This is a genomic window from Streptomyces phyllanthi, from assembly GCF_009377205.1.
GTDB classification, from domain to species: Bacteria; Actinomycetota; Actinomycetes; order Streptomycetales; family Streptomycetaceae; genus Streptomyces; species Streptomyces phyllanthi.
In genome coordinates, this window is record NZ_VJZE01000159.1 from 1 (window position 1) to 17,636 (window position 17,636).

Consider the following 17,636-nt stretch of genomic DNA (forward strand, 5'->3'; position numbering starts at 1 on the left):
CCCCGGTCCCCGGCCATGCCCGGCCCAAGCCGAGCCCCCACTCCGACCCGCCTCGCATCCGTCCCGTAACGGAGGCGTGAACATCTTGTCCGGCACCGCGGCCGCACCTACCGTTAGGGGCCAAACGAACTTGTCCTGGGCCCCGGAGGCTCGCATGCTCAGCCACCACCAGATCGCGGCCGCGACCCGTATCGGGATGCTCACCCGCGAGCGCGACACCGCGGCCGCCTGCGCCGAGGCGCTGCGCGAACTCGCCGGTGCGCTGCCCCTGGACGCGGCGACCCTCCTGGGGATCGACCCGCTCACCGGGGCCCACGTGCAGGTGGCGGGCGTCGGGTACACCGCCGACGCCTCGCAGGCGCTCGCCGCCGAGTTCGTGGAGACGCCCTGGTACCTCAACGTCGTACGGCAGGAGGTACCCCCGTCCATCTCCGAGGACGCCGACGACCCCGGGCAGCGCTTCCGCAACGGCTGGTTCTACGCCGAGCGCGTCCGCCCGGCCGGCTTCCGTGACGGGGTGACGGGGGCGCTGCGCCACCACGACCGCGTCGTCGGTCTGATCCACCTCAGCACGGAGAGCGCGGACGCCTACGACACCGACGCCCGCCGGCTGCTCGCCTCCGTGATGCCGGCGCTCGGTGCCCTCGCCGACCCCACGGCACGCACCGGCGACCTGTACGGCCTGCCGGCCGACGGCGCCGCCGGCCTTGTGACCGCCGGCCAGGTCGTGGGCCTGCCCGGCCGCGAGCGCGCGGGAGTGCTGGGCGACGAGGAGTTCGGGCCGCTGGTGGACGCCTTCGCGGCCACCGGCGGGCACCGGCTGCGGCTGCTCTGGCCGGTCGACGGCACCTGGTGCCGTGTGACCCTCCACCGGCACAGCGCGGGCTCCGAGCTCGTCGGCGAGGCGGTCCTGGTCCACGAGACGCCCACCGAACTGCCGTACGGACTGAGCCCCCGCGAACTGGAGGTGCTCACCCGCGCGGCCACGGGCGAGACCAACCAGGCCATCGCCCAGGCCCTGTTCCTGTCCCCGCGCACCGTGCACAGCCACATCGAGCACCTGCTCCGCAAGACCGGCGCCGCCTCCCGCGCCGAGGCCACCGCTCTCGCCGTACGCGACGGCCTGCTGCGCCCCGCCCCCGAGCACCTGGACCGCTTCGTCGAGCGGGCGCACGGAACCTGACCCACGCCCCCTGTCCCACGCTTTCCTCCGGCGCGCGCACCCGCGATTGAACTCCCGGGGCGGCGGCCCCGTATCCATCCCCGGGGATGGGGCGGGAGACCGCGTGCACGGAAGGGAGAGCAGTGTGTCGAAACCGCCCGAACCAGGGCAGACGGTGAGGCGTCGCCCGATCGAGCCCACCTACGTCATGCGCCGCCGCCGGACGGAGGCACTGGCGGAACTGCTGCGGGAACTGGACGAGGACCGTGCGAGGGCCGAGCGGCAGGGCGGCGCCGCGACCGAGCCGGACGCCGAATACGAGGCCGTCCCCGTACCACCGGCGCCAGAGCGCATCATCCCCCGCCTGGAGGAGCCCGAGACCGAGGAACTCCCACCGGTCCGGTCGGGGGAGGACTTCAGCGCGGGCGCGGGGCGTGCAACCCGCCCTGGCCGGCGCCGCGGCGGAACGCCGAGGCGCGGCATGGACCTGCGCACCCCCGCCGTCGCCGTCGGCGTGGCCGCGGCGGCCCTGATCGGCTTCGGCTGCGCCCTGCTGCTACCCGGCGGCGACTCCGAGCAGGAGGCGCGCCCCGGTACACCGCCCCCCACCGCGGCCCCGACCACGCCCGGCGCCGCACCGCCCACCGAGCAGGCGGTCGATCCCGACGGCCCGGGCACCCTCCGCGAGGGCGACAGCGGCCCGGAGGTCACCGAACTCCAGGAGCGGCTGCGCCGTATCCCGAACGTGTACGACAACGGCCCGACCAGCGGCACCTACGACGCCACGCTCACCGAGGCCGTCGCCCGCTTCCAGCTCTGGTACGGCATCCGGGGCGACGAGACGGGCGTCTACGGCAACGACACCCGTCTCGACCTGGAGTCCCGGACCAGTACGTGACGAGGCGTCAGCTCTTCGTCAGCCGTACCGACAGGCCGTGAGCCGTGAAGACCTGCTCGGCCTTCCAGCCCTCGGCAGCGACGGTGACCTCGGTGAAGCGGCCCTCAAGGGACCGCGCCCCGATGACCGCCACCGTGCTGCCGGGGCGCGGCGGCTGCCGGTCGTCGAACCGGACCACCAGCGAGCTGCCGCCCGACAGGACGCCGCGCCCGTCCACCACCAGGGCGGGATCGGTGCCCCGGTCGAGCGTGACGTCGAGGACACCGCCTGCCTGCGCGTACCCACCGCGTACCCGCACCGTGTTGTCGCCCAGGCTCAGTGTGCCGCCCGTCACCCTGACGTCACCCCGGCCGAGGGCCTCCTTCGAGCCCGCCGCCAGCACGCCCGCCTCCACGGTGGTGCCGCCGGTGTACCGGTTGGCGCCGGTCAGCGTGAGCGAGCCGCTGCCGCTCTTGACCAGGCCGCCGGGCCCGGAGATGTCGTTGCGCCAGGTGTCGGCCGCGTGGAAGCCGCCGTCCGCCGCGTTCATCGCCACGCGCACGTCCGTCTCGAACGCGCCGTACCCGTCGGCCGCGGCGAACAGGTTCAGCCGCCCCCACTGCTCCCAGCCGTCCAGCAGCACGTAACCGGAGGGCAGCGCGGTCGTCCGCAGCACCGCGCGCCGCTGCTCCGCGTCCAGGTACGGCAGCCGCGTCTCCAGCAGCACCTCCGCGCCCTTGGGCACGGTCAGCGGCTCCGAGCGGCCGTGGCGGGTGAGGACGTAGGTCAGCCGGGGCGCGACCGCGCGGGCGTTGGCGGTCCGGTCGGCGTACGGGTCGGCGTCCGTGCCGGCCGAGTGCGCGTACGCGTACAGCGTGTCGGCCGTCGTGCCGGTCCGCTCCTGGAAGTACGCGGCGGCCTGCCTCCGCGCGGCCGCCTTGAGCTCGGCGTTCTTCGGGTCGGCGAGCGCGGCGGCGGCCAGGGCCGTGGCCATCACGCGGCCGCCCATGACGTCGACCGTGGAGTGCATGCCCGACATGATCCGGGTGTGGCTCAGCTCGAAGGCACGGGCCACCAGCTCCTGGAACCGCTCCGGCACCGCGTACGCGAACGCCAGCGCGGCCAGGTGGAAGGCGTTGGTGTGGCCGCTGGGGAAGCCGCCGTCCTCGTGCCCGTCCGTGCTGCGCTGCCGCAGCAGCTGCGGGGCGACGACCACGTCCGAGTCGTACACCGGGTACCCGAGCGCGTCCTTCTCGCCGGTGTCGACGACCTCGCTGTCCTCGTTCATCCGCCAGGGGCGCGGGTACTGGAAGGTGAACTTGGCGGGGTTGCCCGAGGCGAACGGGCCGCGCACGGTGTCGACCAGCTTCGCCACGGTGCCGAGCTCCGAGTCGTACGACCCGGCGCCGAGCGCGGAACCGGCGGGGGCGTCGGCGGGCACCGCGTCGCTGATCCTGCCCGAGGGGGTGCCGTCCGGGGCGCTCGTGATGGACGTGACCGCCTTGGCGCCCGACTTGTACAGCTCGGCGAGCGGACCCAGGCCGGCGATCATCGCGTAGCTCTGGTGCTGCCGGTCGAAGACGAACGACTCGCGCGCCTGCGCGTCCGTGCGGCGCTGGGTGACGCGCGCGCAGTAGCGCATGTTGGCGCGCAGCACCTCGGGCATCAGCGGCGTGCCCGTGTTCCACTCGTGCCCGGTCTTCCACACCTCGGCGAAGCCGCCGAGGGCCCGGACCACCGCGTTGGTCTCGGGGGTGAGGTTCGTCAGGACGTTGGAGGTGTAGTCGTCCACGAAGGCCACAGGGGCCGTGGCGGCACGGGCCCCGGGGGCCTTCCACCAGGTGGCGACGGTCGGAGCGGCGAGGAGACCCGCCGAGGCGCCGAGTGAGTTCCGGAGGAAGACACGCCGGTCGATGGAGTGGTTCCCGGCTGGTGACGGCATGCGGTTGCCGCTCCTTTCAGAGTGGATGATCTTCGGGCTGAGACTGGGGGCGACGCGTGACCGGTTCATGACCAGTCGGCGACGCGGTGGTGATCAGCGGATGGCCGGCTGAAGGAGAGATTGTGCCAGGGCCAACGCCCCCTCGACCGGCGGCACTTGGAGCCGGTGCGGTCGTGCCGCGGGCAGGGCGTCCGAGAGCGCGGCGGTGAAGGCCTCGTAGAGCGCGGGTTGCGCCAGGACCGTGCTGCCCGCGACGACGACGTCATCGACGGCGACGCCCCGCGCGGCGAGCCGGACGACGAGCGCGGCGAGTGCGCGGCCCCCGTCGGCGATCACCTCGCGGGCGATCGCGGAGCCGTCAGCGGCCGCCGCGAACACGACGGGAGCGTGCCGCCCCCACTCGGCCGAGACATCGGTGGCGCTCTCCAGAGCCGCGCCCAGAGCGGGGACCTCACCCACGCCGAAGGCGGCGACGAGCCGGTCGGCCAGCGCGTCGGGGGCTTCCCCCCGATCGTGCGCCGCCCAGACCGCCCGGGCCGCCTCACGGACGAGACCGGCGCCCCCGCCCTCGTCGCCGAGCACCGCACCCCAGCCGCCGACCTGCACCGGGCTGCCGTCGGCGAGCCGGCCGACCGCCACCGAGCCGGTCCCGGCGACGAGGCCGACGCCCTGGCCCAGTCCGGCGGCGGGCACGAGGAGTTCGGCGTCACCGACGACCAGGCACGGCACCTGCAGTCGTTCCTGGAGCGCGACGCGGACGGCCTCGCACTGCCGTGGAGTCTCGCAGGCGTGGCCGCCCACCGCGACGGCGGACGGGCGCGTGCCGGAGGGCAGGGCTTCGTGGACCAGCGCGGTCAGCCACGCGGTGGCGGCCACAGGGGAGTGTGGCCGCCATCCGCTGCTCGGACGGACGTGATCGGCGGCGGACCCCGTCCCCGCTCGGGCGCGGAGATGGGTCTTGGTGCCGCCCACGTCGATACCGACCGCGACGGCCGTGGTGTCCTGCACGGAACCCCTTTCGTCGTTGCGTTCTGCCGCGACGGTGGGCGAACCGTGCCTGGACACACAGGAATGGGGGGGTGCTCGGGAAGCCCCGGGACGGGCCTCTGCTGGGTGCGGCAGGCGAGTACCGCTTGACTTCGTTAGGAAATTAACTAACCAATTAGGGTGCGTCAAGCCGTTCGGACGAGATACCGAACGAACCCGTGCGGCCCGACCGCCGCGGTACGACTGGGGAGACCATGCACCTGAGCGAGAGCGCCCGCGCCGTGTTCGCCGTACTGGCCGCGGTGGGCACGGCCACGCGCCCCCAACTGGCGGCCGGGGCGGGCCTTTCCAAACCGACCGTCTCCTCCGCCGTCGCCGAGCTCGAGGCCGCCGGACTCGCCGCCTGCTCGGGCACCGCCTCCGGCGGCACCGGCCGATCCGCCGCCGTCTACGGCCTCGGGGCGGCGGCCGGGGCCGTGGTCGCCGTCGACCTCGGCCCCAGCCGCACCCAGGTGCGCGGCTGTGCCCTGGACGGCACCCTGCTCGCCCAGGGCACCGGCTCCCGGCCGGACGCCGCCGCGGTTGTCTCCCAGGTCCTCGCGGAGCTCCCGGCAGGCGCCCCGCTGCGCGCCGTCGTCGTGGCCGTCGGCGACGTCACCACGCAGGGCCGGGAGGGCGCCGGGGAGCGCCCCGCCACCGCCAAGGCCGGCCCCGCCTTCGACGCCATGGCCGTCGCCCTGCCGCCCGGAGTGCCCATCCACCTCGAGAACAACGTCAACTGCGCCGCGCTCGCCGAGCTGCACGAGGGAGCCGCCCGCGGCCGTGACACCTTCGGCTACCTGCGCATCGGCGTGGGCATCGGCCTCGGCGTCGTCATCGGCGGCCAGGTGCTGCGCGGAGCGAACCACGCCGCCGGAGAGGTCGCCCGGCTGCCCTACCCGTGGGACGAGGACCGTGAGCCACGCCACGAGGGGCTGGAAGAGCACCTGGGAGCGCGCTCCCTGCTGCGCCGGGCGGCGGGGGCCTGGCAGGACACCGACGGGCCGCGCCCCCGTACCGCCGAGCGGCTCTTCGCCCTCGCCGACGCGGGACACACGAGAGCCTGCGCCGTCGTCGGCCGCCATGCCGCCGACGTGGGCCGGCTCGCCGCCGCGGCGACGGCCGTCCTCGATCCCGGCCTGATCATCCTCGGCGGTGACGTCGGCTCGAACCCGCAGCTCCTGCCCGGTGTGCGTGCGGAGCTGGCCCGGCTGAGCTGGCCCACCGAGGTCGTGAGCAGCGCACTCGGTGACAGCGGCACCGTTGTAGGGGCCACCGAGCTGGCCGTGGCCCGCGGAATCCAAACCGTGACCGATGGGGTGCCGGTGAAGCATTGACGGACTCCATCGGCTTCTGCCAATGTCCGGACAAGCGCTTTCTGAGTCGGCCGGGACGCCGACTCCGGGTGAGCCTCCCGCCCGTACGCGAAGTACGGGAGCCGCACGAGGGCGTGCTTGTGCGACGACGGCCCTCATGGCCGGGGATCCCACCCGTCAAGGCGACGCGGCCGGGCGAGGCCGCGCCCCCGGAAAGCGGCATTTCCTGCAAAATGCACCCGTGCCGCCTCGGTCGGCGCCGTGCTCCGTCCCGTACGACGAAAAGGGATCGAAGATGACCACTGTAGGTGTGCGGCGCTCCCGCCGACTCGGCCGCGGCGGCATACGCCGCCTGGTTCCCCTCGCTGCCGTGGCCACGGCAGGTGCCCTGCTGCTCTCCGCCTGCGGCGGGTCGGAATCCGACTCGGGCGGGACCTCCAAGTCGCTGACGTTCTGGATCTCCACGGTTCCGGGGCAGGACGCGGGCTGGAAGAAGATGGTGGCGCAGTACGAGAAGGAAACCGGCGTCAAGGTCAAGCTCGTCAACATCCCCTACGACGGCTACGCGACGAAGCTGCGCAACTCCGCGCAGGCGAACTCGCTGCCCGACGTGGCGGCCGTGCCGGCGCTCGACCCGATCTGGTCGAACAAGCTGATCGACCTCAGCGACATCGCCAACAACAAGACGAACAAGATCAACGCCAACTTCGTCGCCAAGGACTCGTCCGGGAAGGTGCTGTCCATCCCCTCGGACGTCACCGCGTCCGGCATGTTCATCAACAAGTCGCTCTTCGAGAAGGCCGGCGTCGACTACCCGACCTCGCCCGACAAGACCTGGACCTGGACCGAGTTCATCAAGGCGGCGAACGAGGTCCGGGAGAAGACCGACGCCAAGTACTCCCTGACCTTCGACCAGTCGCCCTCCCGGCTGCGCGCCATGGTCTACGAGATGGGCGGCAAGTACGTCCACGCCGACGACTCCGGCAAGTTCTCGGTGGACGCGGCGACCAAGAAGGCCGTGAAGACCTTCGTCGGATGGAACGACGACAAGACCATGCCGAAGTCGGTGTGGACCAGCGGCGCCGACCCGTCGGCCATGTTCCAGAGTGGTGACGTCGTCGCCTACTGGTCCGGCGTGTGGCAGGTCGCCGCCTACTCGGAGAGCATCACGAAGTTCGAGTGGGCGAGCGTCCCGACTCCCGCCCAGCCGGTGCAGGCCAGTGATGTCAACAGCGGTGGCATGACGGTCGGCTTCAACAACAACGCCGACGCGGCCGCCGCCGCGAAGAAGTTCCTGTCCTGGCTGTACGAGCCCGACCACTACAAGACGCTGTGCGAGACGTCCGGCTTCCTGCCGGTCGAGAGCGGTCTGAACCCGGAGTACCCCTTCGAGTCCGAGGCGGCGCAGGCGGCGTTCAAGCTGTACAACGAGTCCATCCCGCTCTACGACCCGATCTCCGGCTACTTCAACAGCGCGCAGACGAACTGGGTGCTGAAGGGCAAGAGCCTCGCCGACGACCCGACCAAGGCGGAGCTCGGCAAGGCGATCAACGGCGAGCAGTCGTCCGACAAGGCCCTGCAGAACATCGTGGACGGCTACAACCAGCAGGTCGGCGGCTGAGCGTAGGCCGGCGGGCCCGGGCGGCGGGGTCGAGACACCGCCGCCCGGGCCTCAGGACCCCGCATGATGCCGGGCTCATGGCCTGAGCCCACAGGGACCCATTTCACCAGCACGGAGTCAGGAAGATGACCAAACGCGCCCCGGACGCTTCGGACGTGTCCGTGAGCCCGCCCAGGAGACGCAGCAAGTACACCCTCGCACCGCTCGTCCTCATCGCGGGCAATGTCGTGCTCTTCGCGCTGTTCTTCGTCTGGCCGGCGGTGATCGGGCTCGTCTACTCCTTCACGAACTACACGGGAGTGGGGGCGTTCCAGTTCGTCGGACTGGACAACTACAGCAACCTGTTCGGGGACTCCACCTTCTACGGCGCGCTGACCCGGACGCTGCTGTACACCGTGCTCTTCGTTCCGCTGAACTTCGTGTTGTCGCTGCTCATCGCCAATGTGCTGGTGAGCAAGAACGCCAAGGGCGCGTCGGTCGCCCGCGTCTTCTTCTTCATCCCGTGGCTGCTGTCGCCCATCATCGTGGGTGTCCTGTGGCGGTGGCTGTTCGGTGAGAACTTCGGACTGGTCAACTACTTCATCGAGAAGGTCGGCGGAAGCGCCGTTCCCTGGCAGTCGAACGCCGACCTGTCACTGATCGTGGTCGTGGTGGCGGCGGCCTGGGCTTGGACGGGCTTCTCCATGCTGCTGTTCATCGCGGCGATCAAGAACGTACCGACGTCGTACTACGAGGCGGCCGCGCTCGACGGCGCCGGTCCCTGGCGCCAGTTCTTCAGTATCACCCTGCCGAGCATCGCCCCCACGTCCTTCATCGTCATCCTGCTCAACACGATCCACGCGATGAAGGAATACGCGGTGTTCGCCTCCCTCAACAACGGTGGACCCGGAACGTCGAACAACCTGCTGGTCCAGTACATCTACCAGACGGGGTTCAAGTCGGGCCAGATCGGCTACGCGAGCGCCGCGTCGTTCGTGCTCATGCTCATCCTGATGGCCGTCGCGACCATCCAGATGATGGTCAACCGGCGGGTGGAGAACCGATGACGACCACAGACACACTGCGCAAGGACGACGCCGGTTCCGTGCCGGCCGTCTCCAGGAAGCGGCGCCGCGGCGCGGCAAGCGGCGGGCTTCGGCGCGCGATTCCCGCGACGACTCTGCTGTGGGTCCTGGCGGCCCTCTACGGGCTGCCGGTGCTGTGGTTCGTCCTCAGCTCCCTCAAACCGGCGGGAGACCTGTTCTCCCTTCCGCTGACGCTGTTCCCGGACGACCCCACCGTGTCGGGTTACAAGGAAGCGTGGGCAAGCGCCAACTTCTCCGAGTACTTCATCAACACGACCATCGTGTGCGTGATCGCGACGATCCTCACGGTGGGAGTCAGCTGCTGCACCGGGTACGCGCTGGCCAAGTACGACAACAAATGGCTCAAGGTCTTCTTCGTCTGCATCCTGGCCACCACGATGCTGCCGGCCGAGGTCATGCTCGCCCCGCTGTTCCTGGTGGTCCGCGACCTCGGCCTCTACAACTCGCTCTCCGGCATCATCTTCCCGGCCCTGCTCACCGCGACCGGCTGCTTCATGTTCCGCCAGTTCTTCCTGACGGTCCCCGACGAGCTCATCGAGGCCGCCCGCATCGACGGCGCGCGTGAGCTGTCGATCTTCATGCGGATCATGGTGCCGCTCTCCCGGCCCATCATGCTGACGCTCGCCATCCTGTCGTTCCAGTGGCGCTGGAACGATTACATCTGGCCGCTGCTGATGCTGAACGACCCCGAGAAGTTCACCGTGCAGATCGGCATCCAGAGCCTCGTCGGCGCGCAGAACATCAACTGGTCGGTGCTGCTCGGTGGATCGGTCATCTCCATGGTCCCGCTGATCGTCGTCTTCCTGGTGTTCCAGAAGTACGTCATGAACGCCGACATCAACGCCGGACTGAAGGACTGACCTTGCCCACCCCGCTCGACCACGCGTTCGTCCGTGCGGCGGCCCGCGCCGCCGACCGGACGGCCGCCCCGCTTGCGGCCCGTCCCCACGAGGAACCCGCCGGTGTGCCGCATCGTGCCCTGGCGCGCCGGGTGAAGACCCTGGTCGCGGCATACCGTTCCCCGGACTCGGCACTGCACGACAGCAGGCAGGCCGTCGCCGCCGCGATGACCCACCTCCGCGCCCTGCGGGCCACGCAGACCACCACCGGTCTCTTCGCCGGCGGCGACAACGTGCAGTCACCGCCGGACTCCGCGTTCACCGTCAACGACGTGTGCGACGCGCACGTCCTCGCCGCCGGCGCGGGTCCGGAACTGCGCGAGGTCACGGCCGCGCTCGCCGAGATCGCCGGCGCCGCCACCGGCAGCCTCCTGACCGGCGGGGTGCACACCCCGAACCACCGCTGGGAGCTGTGCGCGGCGCTGGCCCGGCTGCACCGGTCGTTCCCGGACGACCGGCTGCTCGACCGCGTCGAAGGGTGGCTCGCCGAGGGCGTCGACATCGACGCGGAGGGCCTGTACTCGGAACGGAGCGCCAACTACGCGGCCCACGTGTCCAACCCGTCGCTGCTCCTGCTGGCCGACGTGCTCGGCCGCGCCGACCTGCTGGACGCCGTCGAACGCAATCTCGCCACGACCCTGGACCTCATCAGGCCGGACGGCACGGTGGAGACCGTCCACTCGCGACGGCAGGACCAGAACCGCCCGTTCCCGCTGGCGCCCTATCTGCCGCACTACCGGCTGCTCGCGATCCGCACCGGCCGGGGCGACTTCGGCCGGGCGGCGCGGCTGGCGGCCGCCGGCGGCATCGACGATCCCGACCTGCTCGCCCAGACCCTCCTCACCCCGGACCTGTGCCGCGCCCTGCCGTCCCCGGCCGCTCAGACACTTCCGCGCGACCGGTACATCACCACCGCACGCCTCGCCGCACGCGCCTCGGCCACCGCGCACACGGTGGTGTACGGCGGCTCCGACGTGCCCGAGCACCGGCGCATCCGCTCGGGCCTCGCCTGCAACCCCACCTTCCTGCGCCTGTTCGCCGGCGACGCCGTCCTCGACGCGGTCCGTCTGACGCGGGGGTTCTTCGACCTGGGCCCGTTCCGCGCCGCCGGCATGCAGCAGCTCGCCGACAACCGGTACCGGCTCACCGAAACCCTCACGGCCGCCTACTACCAGCCGCTCCCGACGGACCGGAGGCGGGACGACGGCGTCTACCGGCTGGTGGACGAGGGACGCTTCTCGGCCGCGATGGCCTTCCCGGACCGGCCTCGGGACGAGGTCTCCCACACGACCCGCGTCGAGGTGGACCTGAGGGAAGACGGTGCCGACCTGCGGATCGACATCAGCGGACCACGGGTGCCCTGGGCCCTGGAACTGACCTTCCGGCCGGGCGGTGTACCTGAGGGCGCCGTACCGATCGGCGACGGACGCTGGTGCCTGACGACCGGGCCGATGACCTACCGGGTCGGTGACGACGAGATCCGGGTCGAGGCCGACGTCGAGGCAGGCGAACCGCTTGCCGGGCCGGACCGGAGCGACGTACTGCGGTACGACCCGGGTCAGGACTACACCGTGGTGGGCGGCACGGACGCGACGACCGGGAACCGCGTCTACATCGGTGGACAAGGCCCGCACACCCTGACCGTCGCACTGCACGCCCGCCGGCCCGCACCTGTCGTGTGACCCCGACGAACCACGCCATGGCCACCCCCCCCCAGGCACGAAGGGCTGTCCCCGACGAGCGGGGTGAGCCGGTCCTGACCCAGCACGGCTGAGGACGCACCGGGCGGGGATCACCGGCAGACCACGCGCATCAGCGACAGGTCCTCGCCCCAGGCGTCCAGCACAGGCCCGTGGCCGGCGTCCCGCGCCGCTGCTTCGACGTGGTTGAAAAGCTGCCGCTGCGCGGTCGCGTCGCCGGTCGCCGTGATCCGTCCGACGGCGTCCATCAGCTCGGACGTGTCCCAGCCGGGCAGGGGGAACCGCTCCAGTTCCCACTCCAGGTACTTGTTGTACGGGCGCGGCCGCCGGTCGAGGGCGAACAGGAACTCCAGCAGGAAGCGGACGCTGTCCGCCGCGTCGAGCCGGGCGGCCAGAAGATGGCCGTCGCGGTTGTTCTTGACCGACCGGTAGAGGGAGTTGGCGTAGGCGTCCAGCCATCCGCCCGCTTCCCGGAACGCCTCGTCCGGGCCCAGCCGCCCCTGGGCGGAGACGATCCGCGTGATCTCTCCGTCGAGCCGGTCCAGCAGCACCCGGGCCCGGGCCAGCGCGTACCGCTCGTGGCCACCGAGCCCGCGGAAGGCGTCGAGGGTGGTGACGACGAGGTCGAGCTCCGCGGAGCGGTGTCCGTCGAGACGTACGAGGTCGCTGCCGGTCCCGTCGGCGAGGATGACGTACACGTCGTGGTCGGAGTGGGGCGTGATCATGCCGTCGTGGGCGCGGGAGCCCTTGAGGACGAGCCCGAGGACGGCTGGGTCGGCGGAGGCGCGGGCCAGGAACGCCTCTGGAGTGAGGGGGATGAGGGGAGTGAGAGGGCGCTCGGACGTCATGCGGTGATCTCCGGTGAGGGCGAAGGGGCGAGCATGCGGGGGGCACCCTCGCCGCCGGGCGGGAGGGCGCGGTCACACCGTTCCGGGCGGCCGGTACGCCGCCGTGGGATCAACGCACGGTCGGCAAGCTAGCGGTTCGATCCCGCTCATGCAGCCTGTTTTCCCGCCCACATGGCTCGCTTTTCCATCCACGCGGCTTGCTCGCCCGCCACGCAGCTTGGTTCCGGCCCACCCGGCAAGTTCCCGCAGGGCGGTGCGAGCACCCTAGAGACGCGTGCCCGGCAGCGCCGTCCCCGGTACGACCAGATCGGCCCGGTGCCGGGTCCCGGCCACCAGCTCGGCGTTGCGCTGGTCCGTGCCGAGCACCCAGGCGACCGCGTCGTCGTGCGCCTTGCCGAACTCCTCGTGGCGCGCGACCAGCCGACGTACGCGCTCCGTCTCGTCGGTCTCGCAGAACCACACCTCGTCCAGCCGGGGCCGTACCCGCGCCCACTCGCCGTCGTCAACCAGCAGGTAGTTCCCCTCGGTGACCACCAGCCGGGCCGTGCGCGGCACCGGGATCGCGCCCGCGATCGGCTGCTCCAGGACCCGCTCGAAGCCCGGCGCGTACACGACGTCGTCCTCCGCGTCGCGCAGCCGGCGCAGCAGCGCGGCGTAACCGGCCGCGTCGAAGGTGTCGGGCGCGCCCTTGCGGCCGAGCCGCCCGAGCCGGCCCAACTCGACGTCCGCGAGGTGGAATCCGTCCATGGGCACATGCGCCACCCACGGCTCACCGCCGGCGTTGAGCGCCCGGACCAGGTGTTCGGCCAGCGTGGTCTTCCCCGCCCCGGGGCTGCCCGCGATACCGAGCAGCGCGCGCCGGCCGGGACGGACGAGCGACGCGGCCCGTCGCAGCAGGTCGTCGAACGTCAGTGCGGCGCCGGCCTCTGCGCGGTGAGGGGTGACCTCCGGGTCGAGTGTCATGCCGAGACCGTAAACCCTCCCGGGCACGCCCCGCACCAGGTAGCTCTCCGCCGGGACCCCGGAGTACTACGGCCACGACGGGGCAACCGTGATCCTGCCGCTACCCGAGTGGAAGACCGAAGGTGTCGTATGTCCGAGAAACCCCTGCCGGAGACGGACGGTGAGGCCGTCCGGGCGGAACTGGCGCGGCTGCGGGAGGAGACACGGCGGCTGCGCGCCCGGCTGGACAGCCATCCGCTGATCGCGCAGGCCCAGGGCATGTTGCAGGAACGCTACGCGCTGCCGGACGCGGAGAGCGCGTTCGCCCTGCTTCAGCGCGCCTCGCAGCAGTTCAACGTCAAGCTGCGGACCCTGGCGAACGCCGTGGTGAGGGCTCCCCGTCCCCACGAGCGGGAATCCCTGTGGTTTCCGCGGCGTGCCCGGTACCCCGAGCCCCGCCTGAGTTTCGCGCACGCCGCAAGCGGCAACCGCGGCGAGGTCCTGGGAGCGGTGCTGAGCCAGACCCTCGCCGTCGTGGGCACCGGCATGGGCAACGTGCAGATCGCCGACCGCGCGAAGGGCGGACTGCGCATGGAGAAGCACACGGGCCTCACGGCCGACTTCGTCGACTTCTTCGGCCACGTCGGCGACGACGGCACCGCCTGTGCGCTGGCCGCGCGGGAGGTCTCCCAGGTCACCGTCCAGGACGTGGCCACGCACCCGGTGTTCACCGAGGAGGCGCGGACGGCCATCCTGCTGGCGGGCAGCCGGGCCTGCCACAGCGTGCCCCTGACCGCCGCGCCCGGGGTGTGCGTGGGCATGGTCTCCGCCCACCTCGACCGCCCCGTACGGGAACTGACGCTCACCCAGCTCAAGGAACTGCAGGTGGTGGGGAACGAGGGCGGCCGGTGGCTCGCCTGGTACGACCACACCGTCGTCCGCGACGCCCTGGAGTATCTGCACGCCCTGGGGCGCGGCCAGTCCGGACGCCGCTTCAGACGCCGCTGACCGCACCGCACACGACGCTCCGCGTGCCCCGTTGCGGTGACGTGCCGCCGCCGCGGCGTGCCGCCGTGTGGGGGTCGCCCACCCTTGGACCCGGCCGTTCGGGGAACGCCATCCCCATGACGGAGATGACGACACGATGACGGACACGCCGAAGACGCCGGACACACCGGACACACCGAAGACGCCGGACGCACCGGACACCACGAAGAGGCCGGAGACAGCGGAACTCGCGCTGCCCAAGGGAATCCTGGCCTGCCTCTTCGACCTCGACGGGGTCGTCACCAGGACCGCAGTCGTCCACGCGGCCGCGTGGAAGCAGACGTTCGACGACTTCCTGCGCCGGCGCGACGGCGCGGACTTCCGGCCGTTCCACGACACCGACTACGACGAGTACGTCGACGGACGCCCCCGCGCCGACGGCGTCCGCACCTTCCTCGCCTCCCGCGGGATCGAACTCCCCGAGGGCGAGCCCGGCGACCCGCCCGACGCGCCGACCGTCCACGGCCTCGGGAACCGGAAGAACGAACTGCTCCTCGACCTCATCCGCACAGGCGGCGTCGAGGCGTACGAGGGCACGCTGCGCTACCTGGAGGCGGTCCGCGCACACGGACTGCGCACCGCCATCGTCTCCTCCAGCGCCAACTGCCGTGACGTCCTGCGGTCGGTGGGCGCGGAGCACTACTTCGACGTACGGGTCGACGGCGTCGTGGCGGCCGAGCGGGGGCTGCCCGGCAAGCCGCGGCCCGACACGTTCCTCGCCGCCGCACAGGACCTCGGTGTCGAGCCCCTGGAGGCCGCCGTGTTCGAGGACGCGCTGGCCGGCATGGACGCCGGGCGCGCGGGCCACTTCGGGTACGTCGTCGGGGTGGACCGCGTCGGGCAGGGCGACGCCCTGTACGCCCACGGCGCCGACCGCGTCGTACGGGACCTCGCCGAACTGCTGGAGCGGCCGTGATCACCCACACCTCGTACGGCGTCGAACCGTGGTGCCTGCGCGAACGTCTGCTGAACCTGGACGTGCTGCCGCAGAGCGAGTCGGTGTTCGCGCTGTCCAACGGGCACGTCGGCTGGCGCGGAAACCTCGACGAGGGCGAACCGCACGGACTGCCCGGCTCGTATCTGGGCGGTGTCCACGAACTCCATCCGCTGCCCTACGCGGAGGCGGGCTACGGCTATCCGGAGTCCGGGCAGACGGTCATCAACGTCACCAACGGCAAGATCATCCGTCTGCTGGTCGACGACGAGCCGTTCGATCTGCGCTACGGGCGGCTGCGTTCCCATGAACGGGTCCTCGACCTGCGCACGGGCCTGCTGCGCCGCACCTGCGAGTGGATGTCCCCGGCCGGGTCAACCGTGCGGGTGCGCTCGACCCGGCTGGTGTCGTTCACGCAGCGCGCCGTCGCCGCCGTCGCCTACGAGGTGGAGCCGGTGGGCTGCGAGACCCGGATCGTGGTGCAGTCCGAGCTGGTGGCCAACGAGCAACTTCCGGCACGGAAGGGCGATCCGCGGGCGGCGGTCGCCCTGGAGTCGCCGCTGGAACCGGAGGAGCACTTCGCGGCCGGGCGCCTGCTGCGGCTCGTGCACCGCACCCGCCGGAGCGGCCTGCGCGTCGGGGCGGCCGCCGACCATGTCGTCACGGGCCCGGACCGGACCACGACCCGCGCGGAGAGCAGGGACGATGTGGCCCGCCTCACCGTCACCTCCGTCCTCGCCCCCGGACAGACGCTGCGGGTGGAGAAGCTCGTCTCCCACGGCTGGTCGAGCACCCGCTCCCTGCCCGCCGTCAGCGACCAGGTCGACGCGGCCCTCGCGGCGGCGGCACACGGCGGCTGGCAGGGGCTCGTCGACGAACAGCGCGCTCATCTGGACGCGTTCTGGAAGCGCTCGGACGTGGAGGTCGACGGGGACGAGGAGATCCAGCAGGCCGTACGGTTCGGGCTGTTCCACGTCCTGCAGGCCGGGGCCCGCGCCGAGCGGCGCGCGATCCCCGCGAAGGGTCTCACCGGCTCGGGGTACGACGGCCATGCCTTCTGGGACACCGAGACGTTCGTCCTGCCCCTGCTCACCTACACCTCGCCCGACGCGGTGGCCGAGGCCCTGCGCTGGCGGCAGGACACCCTGCCCGCCGCCCGTGAACGCGCGGTGCAACTCGGCCTGCGCGGGGCCGCGTTCCCGTGGCGGACCATAGCGGGCTCGGAGAGCTCCGGGTACTGGCCGGCGGGCACGGCCGCGTTCCACGTGAACGCCGACATCGCCGATGCCGTGGTCCGCTACACGGCGGCGACCGGCGACACGGCCTTCGAACGGGACACCGCCGTCGAACTGCTGGTGGAGACCGCCCGCCTCTGGCGTTCGCTGGGCCACCACGACCCTCACGGGGCCTTCCACATCAACGGCGTGACGGGACCCGACGAGTACAGCGCGATCGCGGACGACAACACGTACACCAACCTCATGGCCCGGGCGAACCTCCTGGCCGCCGCCGACATCGTGGAACGCCACCCGAGGCGGGCCGCGGAACTCGGCGTCGACACCGAGGAGAGCGCCGCCTGGCGGGACGCCGCCGACGCCATGCACGTCCCGTACAACGAGGAACTCCGCGTCCATGAACAGCACGCCGGGTTCACCCGCTACCAGCACTGGGACTTCGCGAACACCCGCCCCGACCAGTACCCGCTGATGCTGCACTTCCCGTACTTCGACCTCTACCGCAAACAGGTCGTCAAACAGGCGGACCTCGTCCTGGCGATGTACAAGTGCGGCGACTTCTTCGACGAGGAGCACACGGCCCGCAACTTCGCCTACTACGAGCCCCTCACCGTCCGCGACTCGTCCCTGTCGGCATGCTGCCAGTCCGTCATCGCGGCTGCGGCCGGTCACCTCCCCCTGGCCCACGACTACCTGACCGAGGCCGCGCTGATGGACCTGGAGGACCTGGAGCACAACACCCGCGACGGCCTGCACATCGCGTCCCTGGCGGGCACGTGGATGGCCCTCGTGGCCGGCTTCGGCGGCATGCGCCACCACGGCACCCACCTGACGTTCACCCCCCGCCTCCCGGAACGCCTGAGCCGCCTGGCCTTCCACCTGGAACTACAGGGCAGCCGCCTGCGGGTGGAGGTCACCCCCCGAACAGCCACGTACACACTCCTCGCCGGAACCTCCCTGACACTCCACCACTACGACGCCCCGCTCACCCTCCACCCCGAC

Annotated in this window: 14 protein-coding genes; 10 read left to right on the top strand and 4 right to left on the bottom strand. The window is 71.8% G+C overall.

Features of this window, described 5'->3' with window-relative positions:
• The first annotated feature begins 154 nt into the window (after positions 1-154).
• Both FNH04_RS22235 and FNH04_RS22240 read left to right on the top strand, forming a co-directional pair.
• Positions 155-1,183 carry a helix-turn-helix transcriptional regulator gene (locus FNH04_RS22235; protein ID WP_152786926.1) on the top strand — a complete coding sequence of 343 codons (1,029 nt, stop codon included), beginning with the start codon at positions 155-157 and terminating at the stop codon, positions 1,181-1,183.
• A 124-nt stretch (positions 1,184-1,307) separates the two neighbouring features.
• Entirely contained in the window at positions 1,308-2,060 is a 753-nt protein-coding gene (locus tag FNH04_RS22240; RefSeq protein ID WP_322723525.1) for a peptidoglycan-binding domain-containing protein, read from the top strand.
• A 7-nt stretch (positions 2,061-2,067) separates the two neighbouring features.
• Here FNH04_RS22240 and FNH04_RS22245 read toward each other — a convergent pair whose 3' ends face one another.
• Together FNH04_RS22245 and FNH04_RS22250 are read right to left on the bottom strand one after the other, a co-directional pair.
• Positions 2,068-3,981 (bottom strand): phosphatase PAP2 family protein, encoded by a 1,914-nt coding sequence (locus FNH04_RS22245; protein ID WP_152786928.1) that lies wholly within the window; start codon positions 3,979-3,981, stop codon positions 2,068-2,070.
• Positions 3,982-4,074: 93 nt separating this feature from the next.
• A complete protein-coding gene (locus FNH04_RS22250) occupies positions 4,075-4,989 on the bottom strand; it encodes an N-acetylglucosamine kinase (protein ID WP_322723527.1) in 915 nt (304 codons plus the stop codon).
• Between the two features lie 233 nt (positions 4,990-5,222).
• Here FNH04_RS22250 and FNH04_RS22255 point away from each other — a divergent pair, with 233 nt between their 5' ends.
• The 5 genes from FNH04_RS22255 (at position 5,223) to FNH04_RS22275 (ending at position 11,610) form a co-directional block, all read left to right on the top strand.
• Entirely contained in the window at positions 5,223-6,344 is a 1,122-nt protein-coding gene (locus FNH04_RS22255; protein WP_152786930.1) for an ROK family protein, read from the top strand.
• A gap of 274 nt (positions 6,345-6,618) precedes the next feature.
• A complete protein-coding gene (locus FNH04_RS22260) occupies positions 6,619-7,944 on the top strand; it encodes an ABC transporter substrate-binding protein (RefSeq protein WP_152786932.1) in 1,326 nt (441 codons plus the stop codon).
• Positions 7,945-8,069: 125 nt separating this feature from the next.
• On the top strand, positions 8,070-8,990 hold the full coding sequence (locus FNH04_RS22265) for a carbohydrate ABC transporter permease (protein WP_152786934.1): 921 nt from the start codon (positions 8,070-8,072) through the stop codon (positions 8,988-8,990).
• Positions 8,987-9,889: a carbohydrate ABC transporter permease gene (locus FNH04_RS22270; protein ID WP_152786936.1), complete on the top strand. Its 903-nt coding sequence runs from the start codon at positions 8,987-8,989 to the stop codon at positions 9,887-9,889. The genes FNH04_RS22265 and FNH04_RS22270 overlap by 4 nt, the downstream gene beginning before the upstream one ends.
• A gap of 2 nt (positions 9,890-9,891) precedes the next feature.
• Entirely contained in the window at positions 9,892-11,610 is a 1,719-nt protein-coding gene (locus tag FNH04_RS22275; RefSeq protein WP_152786938.1) for a hypothetical protein, read from the top strand.
• Positions 11,611-11,720: 110 nt separating this feature from the next.
• On the opposite strand, the gene FNH04_RS22280 is transcribed toward FNH04_RS22275, so the two are convergent.
• Complete coding sequence (locus tag FNH04_RS22280) at positions 11,721-12,476, bottom strand: hypothetical protein (RefSeq protein ID WP_152786940.1); 756 nt, start codon at positions 12,474-12,476, stop codon at positions 11,721-11,723.
• A 264-nt stretch (positions 12,477-12,740) separates the two neighbouring features.
• Entirely contained in the window at positions 12,741-13,439 is a 699-nt protein-coding gene (locus tag FNH04_RS22285) for a nucleoside/nucleotide kinase family protein (protein ID WP_152786942.1), read from the bottom strand.
• Between the two features lie 129 nt (positions 13,440-13,568).
• Between FNH04_RS22285 and FNH04_RS22290 the strand changes: the two genes are divergently transcribed.
• From FNH04_RS22290 to FNH04_RS22300, 3 genes are all read left to right on the top strand, one after another.
• Positions 13,569-14,426: an ANTAR domain-containing protein gene (locus tag FNH04_RS22290; protein WP_152786944.1), complete on the top strand. Its 858-nt coding sequence runs from the start codon at positions 13,569-13,571 to the stop codon at positions 14,424-14,426.
• Between the two features lie 136 nt (positions 14,427-14,562).
• Positions 14,563-15,381 (top strand): beta-phosphoglucomutase family hydrolase, encoded by an 819-nt coding sequence (locus FNH04_RS22295; RefSeq protein ID WP_152786946.1) that lies wholly within the window; start codon positions 14,563-14,565, stop codon positions 15,379-15,381.
• On the top strand, positions 15,378-17,636 hold a 2,259-nt coding region (locus tag FNH04_RS22300), incomplete at its 3' end, for a glycoside hydrolase family 65 protein (RefSeq protein WP_322723530.1). The genes FNH04_RS22295 and FNH04_RS22300, both read left to right, overlap by 4 nt.

Coding starts and splice junctions, on each gene's coding strand:
- FNH04_RS22235 (WP_152786926.1), top strand. CDS start 155: ATGCTCAGCCACCACCAGATCGCGGCCGCGACCCGTATCGGGATGCTC.
- FNH04_RS22245 (WP_152786928.1), bottom strand. CDS start 3,981: ATGCCGTCACCAGCCGGGAACCACTCCATCGACCGGCGTGTCTTCCTC.
- FNH04_RS22255 (WP_152786930.1), top strand. CDS start 5,223: ATGCACCTGAGCGAGAGCGCCCGCGCCGTGTTCGCCGTACTGGCCGCG.
- FNH04_RS22260 (WP_152786932.1), top strand. CDS start 6,619: ATGACCACTGTAGGTGTGCGGCGCTCCCGCCGACTCGGCCGCGGCGGC.
- FNH04_RS22265 (WP_152786934.1), top strand. CDS start 8,070: ATGACCAAACGCGCCCCGGACGCTTCGGACGTGTCCGTGAGCCCGCCC.
- FNH04_RS22270 (WP_152786936.1), top strand. CDS start 8,987: ATGACGACCACAGACACACTGCGCAAGGACGACGCCGGTTCCGTGCCG.
- FNH04_RS22280 (WP_152786940.1), bottom strand. CDS start 12,476: ATGACGTCCGAGCGCCCTCTCACTCCCCTCATCCCCCTCACTCCAGAG.
- FNH04_RS22285 (WP_152786942.1), bottom strand. CDS start 13,439: ATGACACTCGACCCGGAGGTCACCCCTCACCGCGCAGAGGCCGGCGCC.
- FNH04_RS22290 (WP_152786944.1), top strand. CDS start 13,569: ATGTCCGAGAAACCCCTGCCGGAGACGGACGGTGAGGCCGTCCGGGCG.
- FNH04_RS22295 (WP_152786946.1), top strand. CDS start 14,563: ATGACGGACACGCCGAAGACGCCGGACACACCGGACACACCGAAGACG.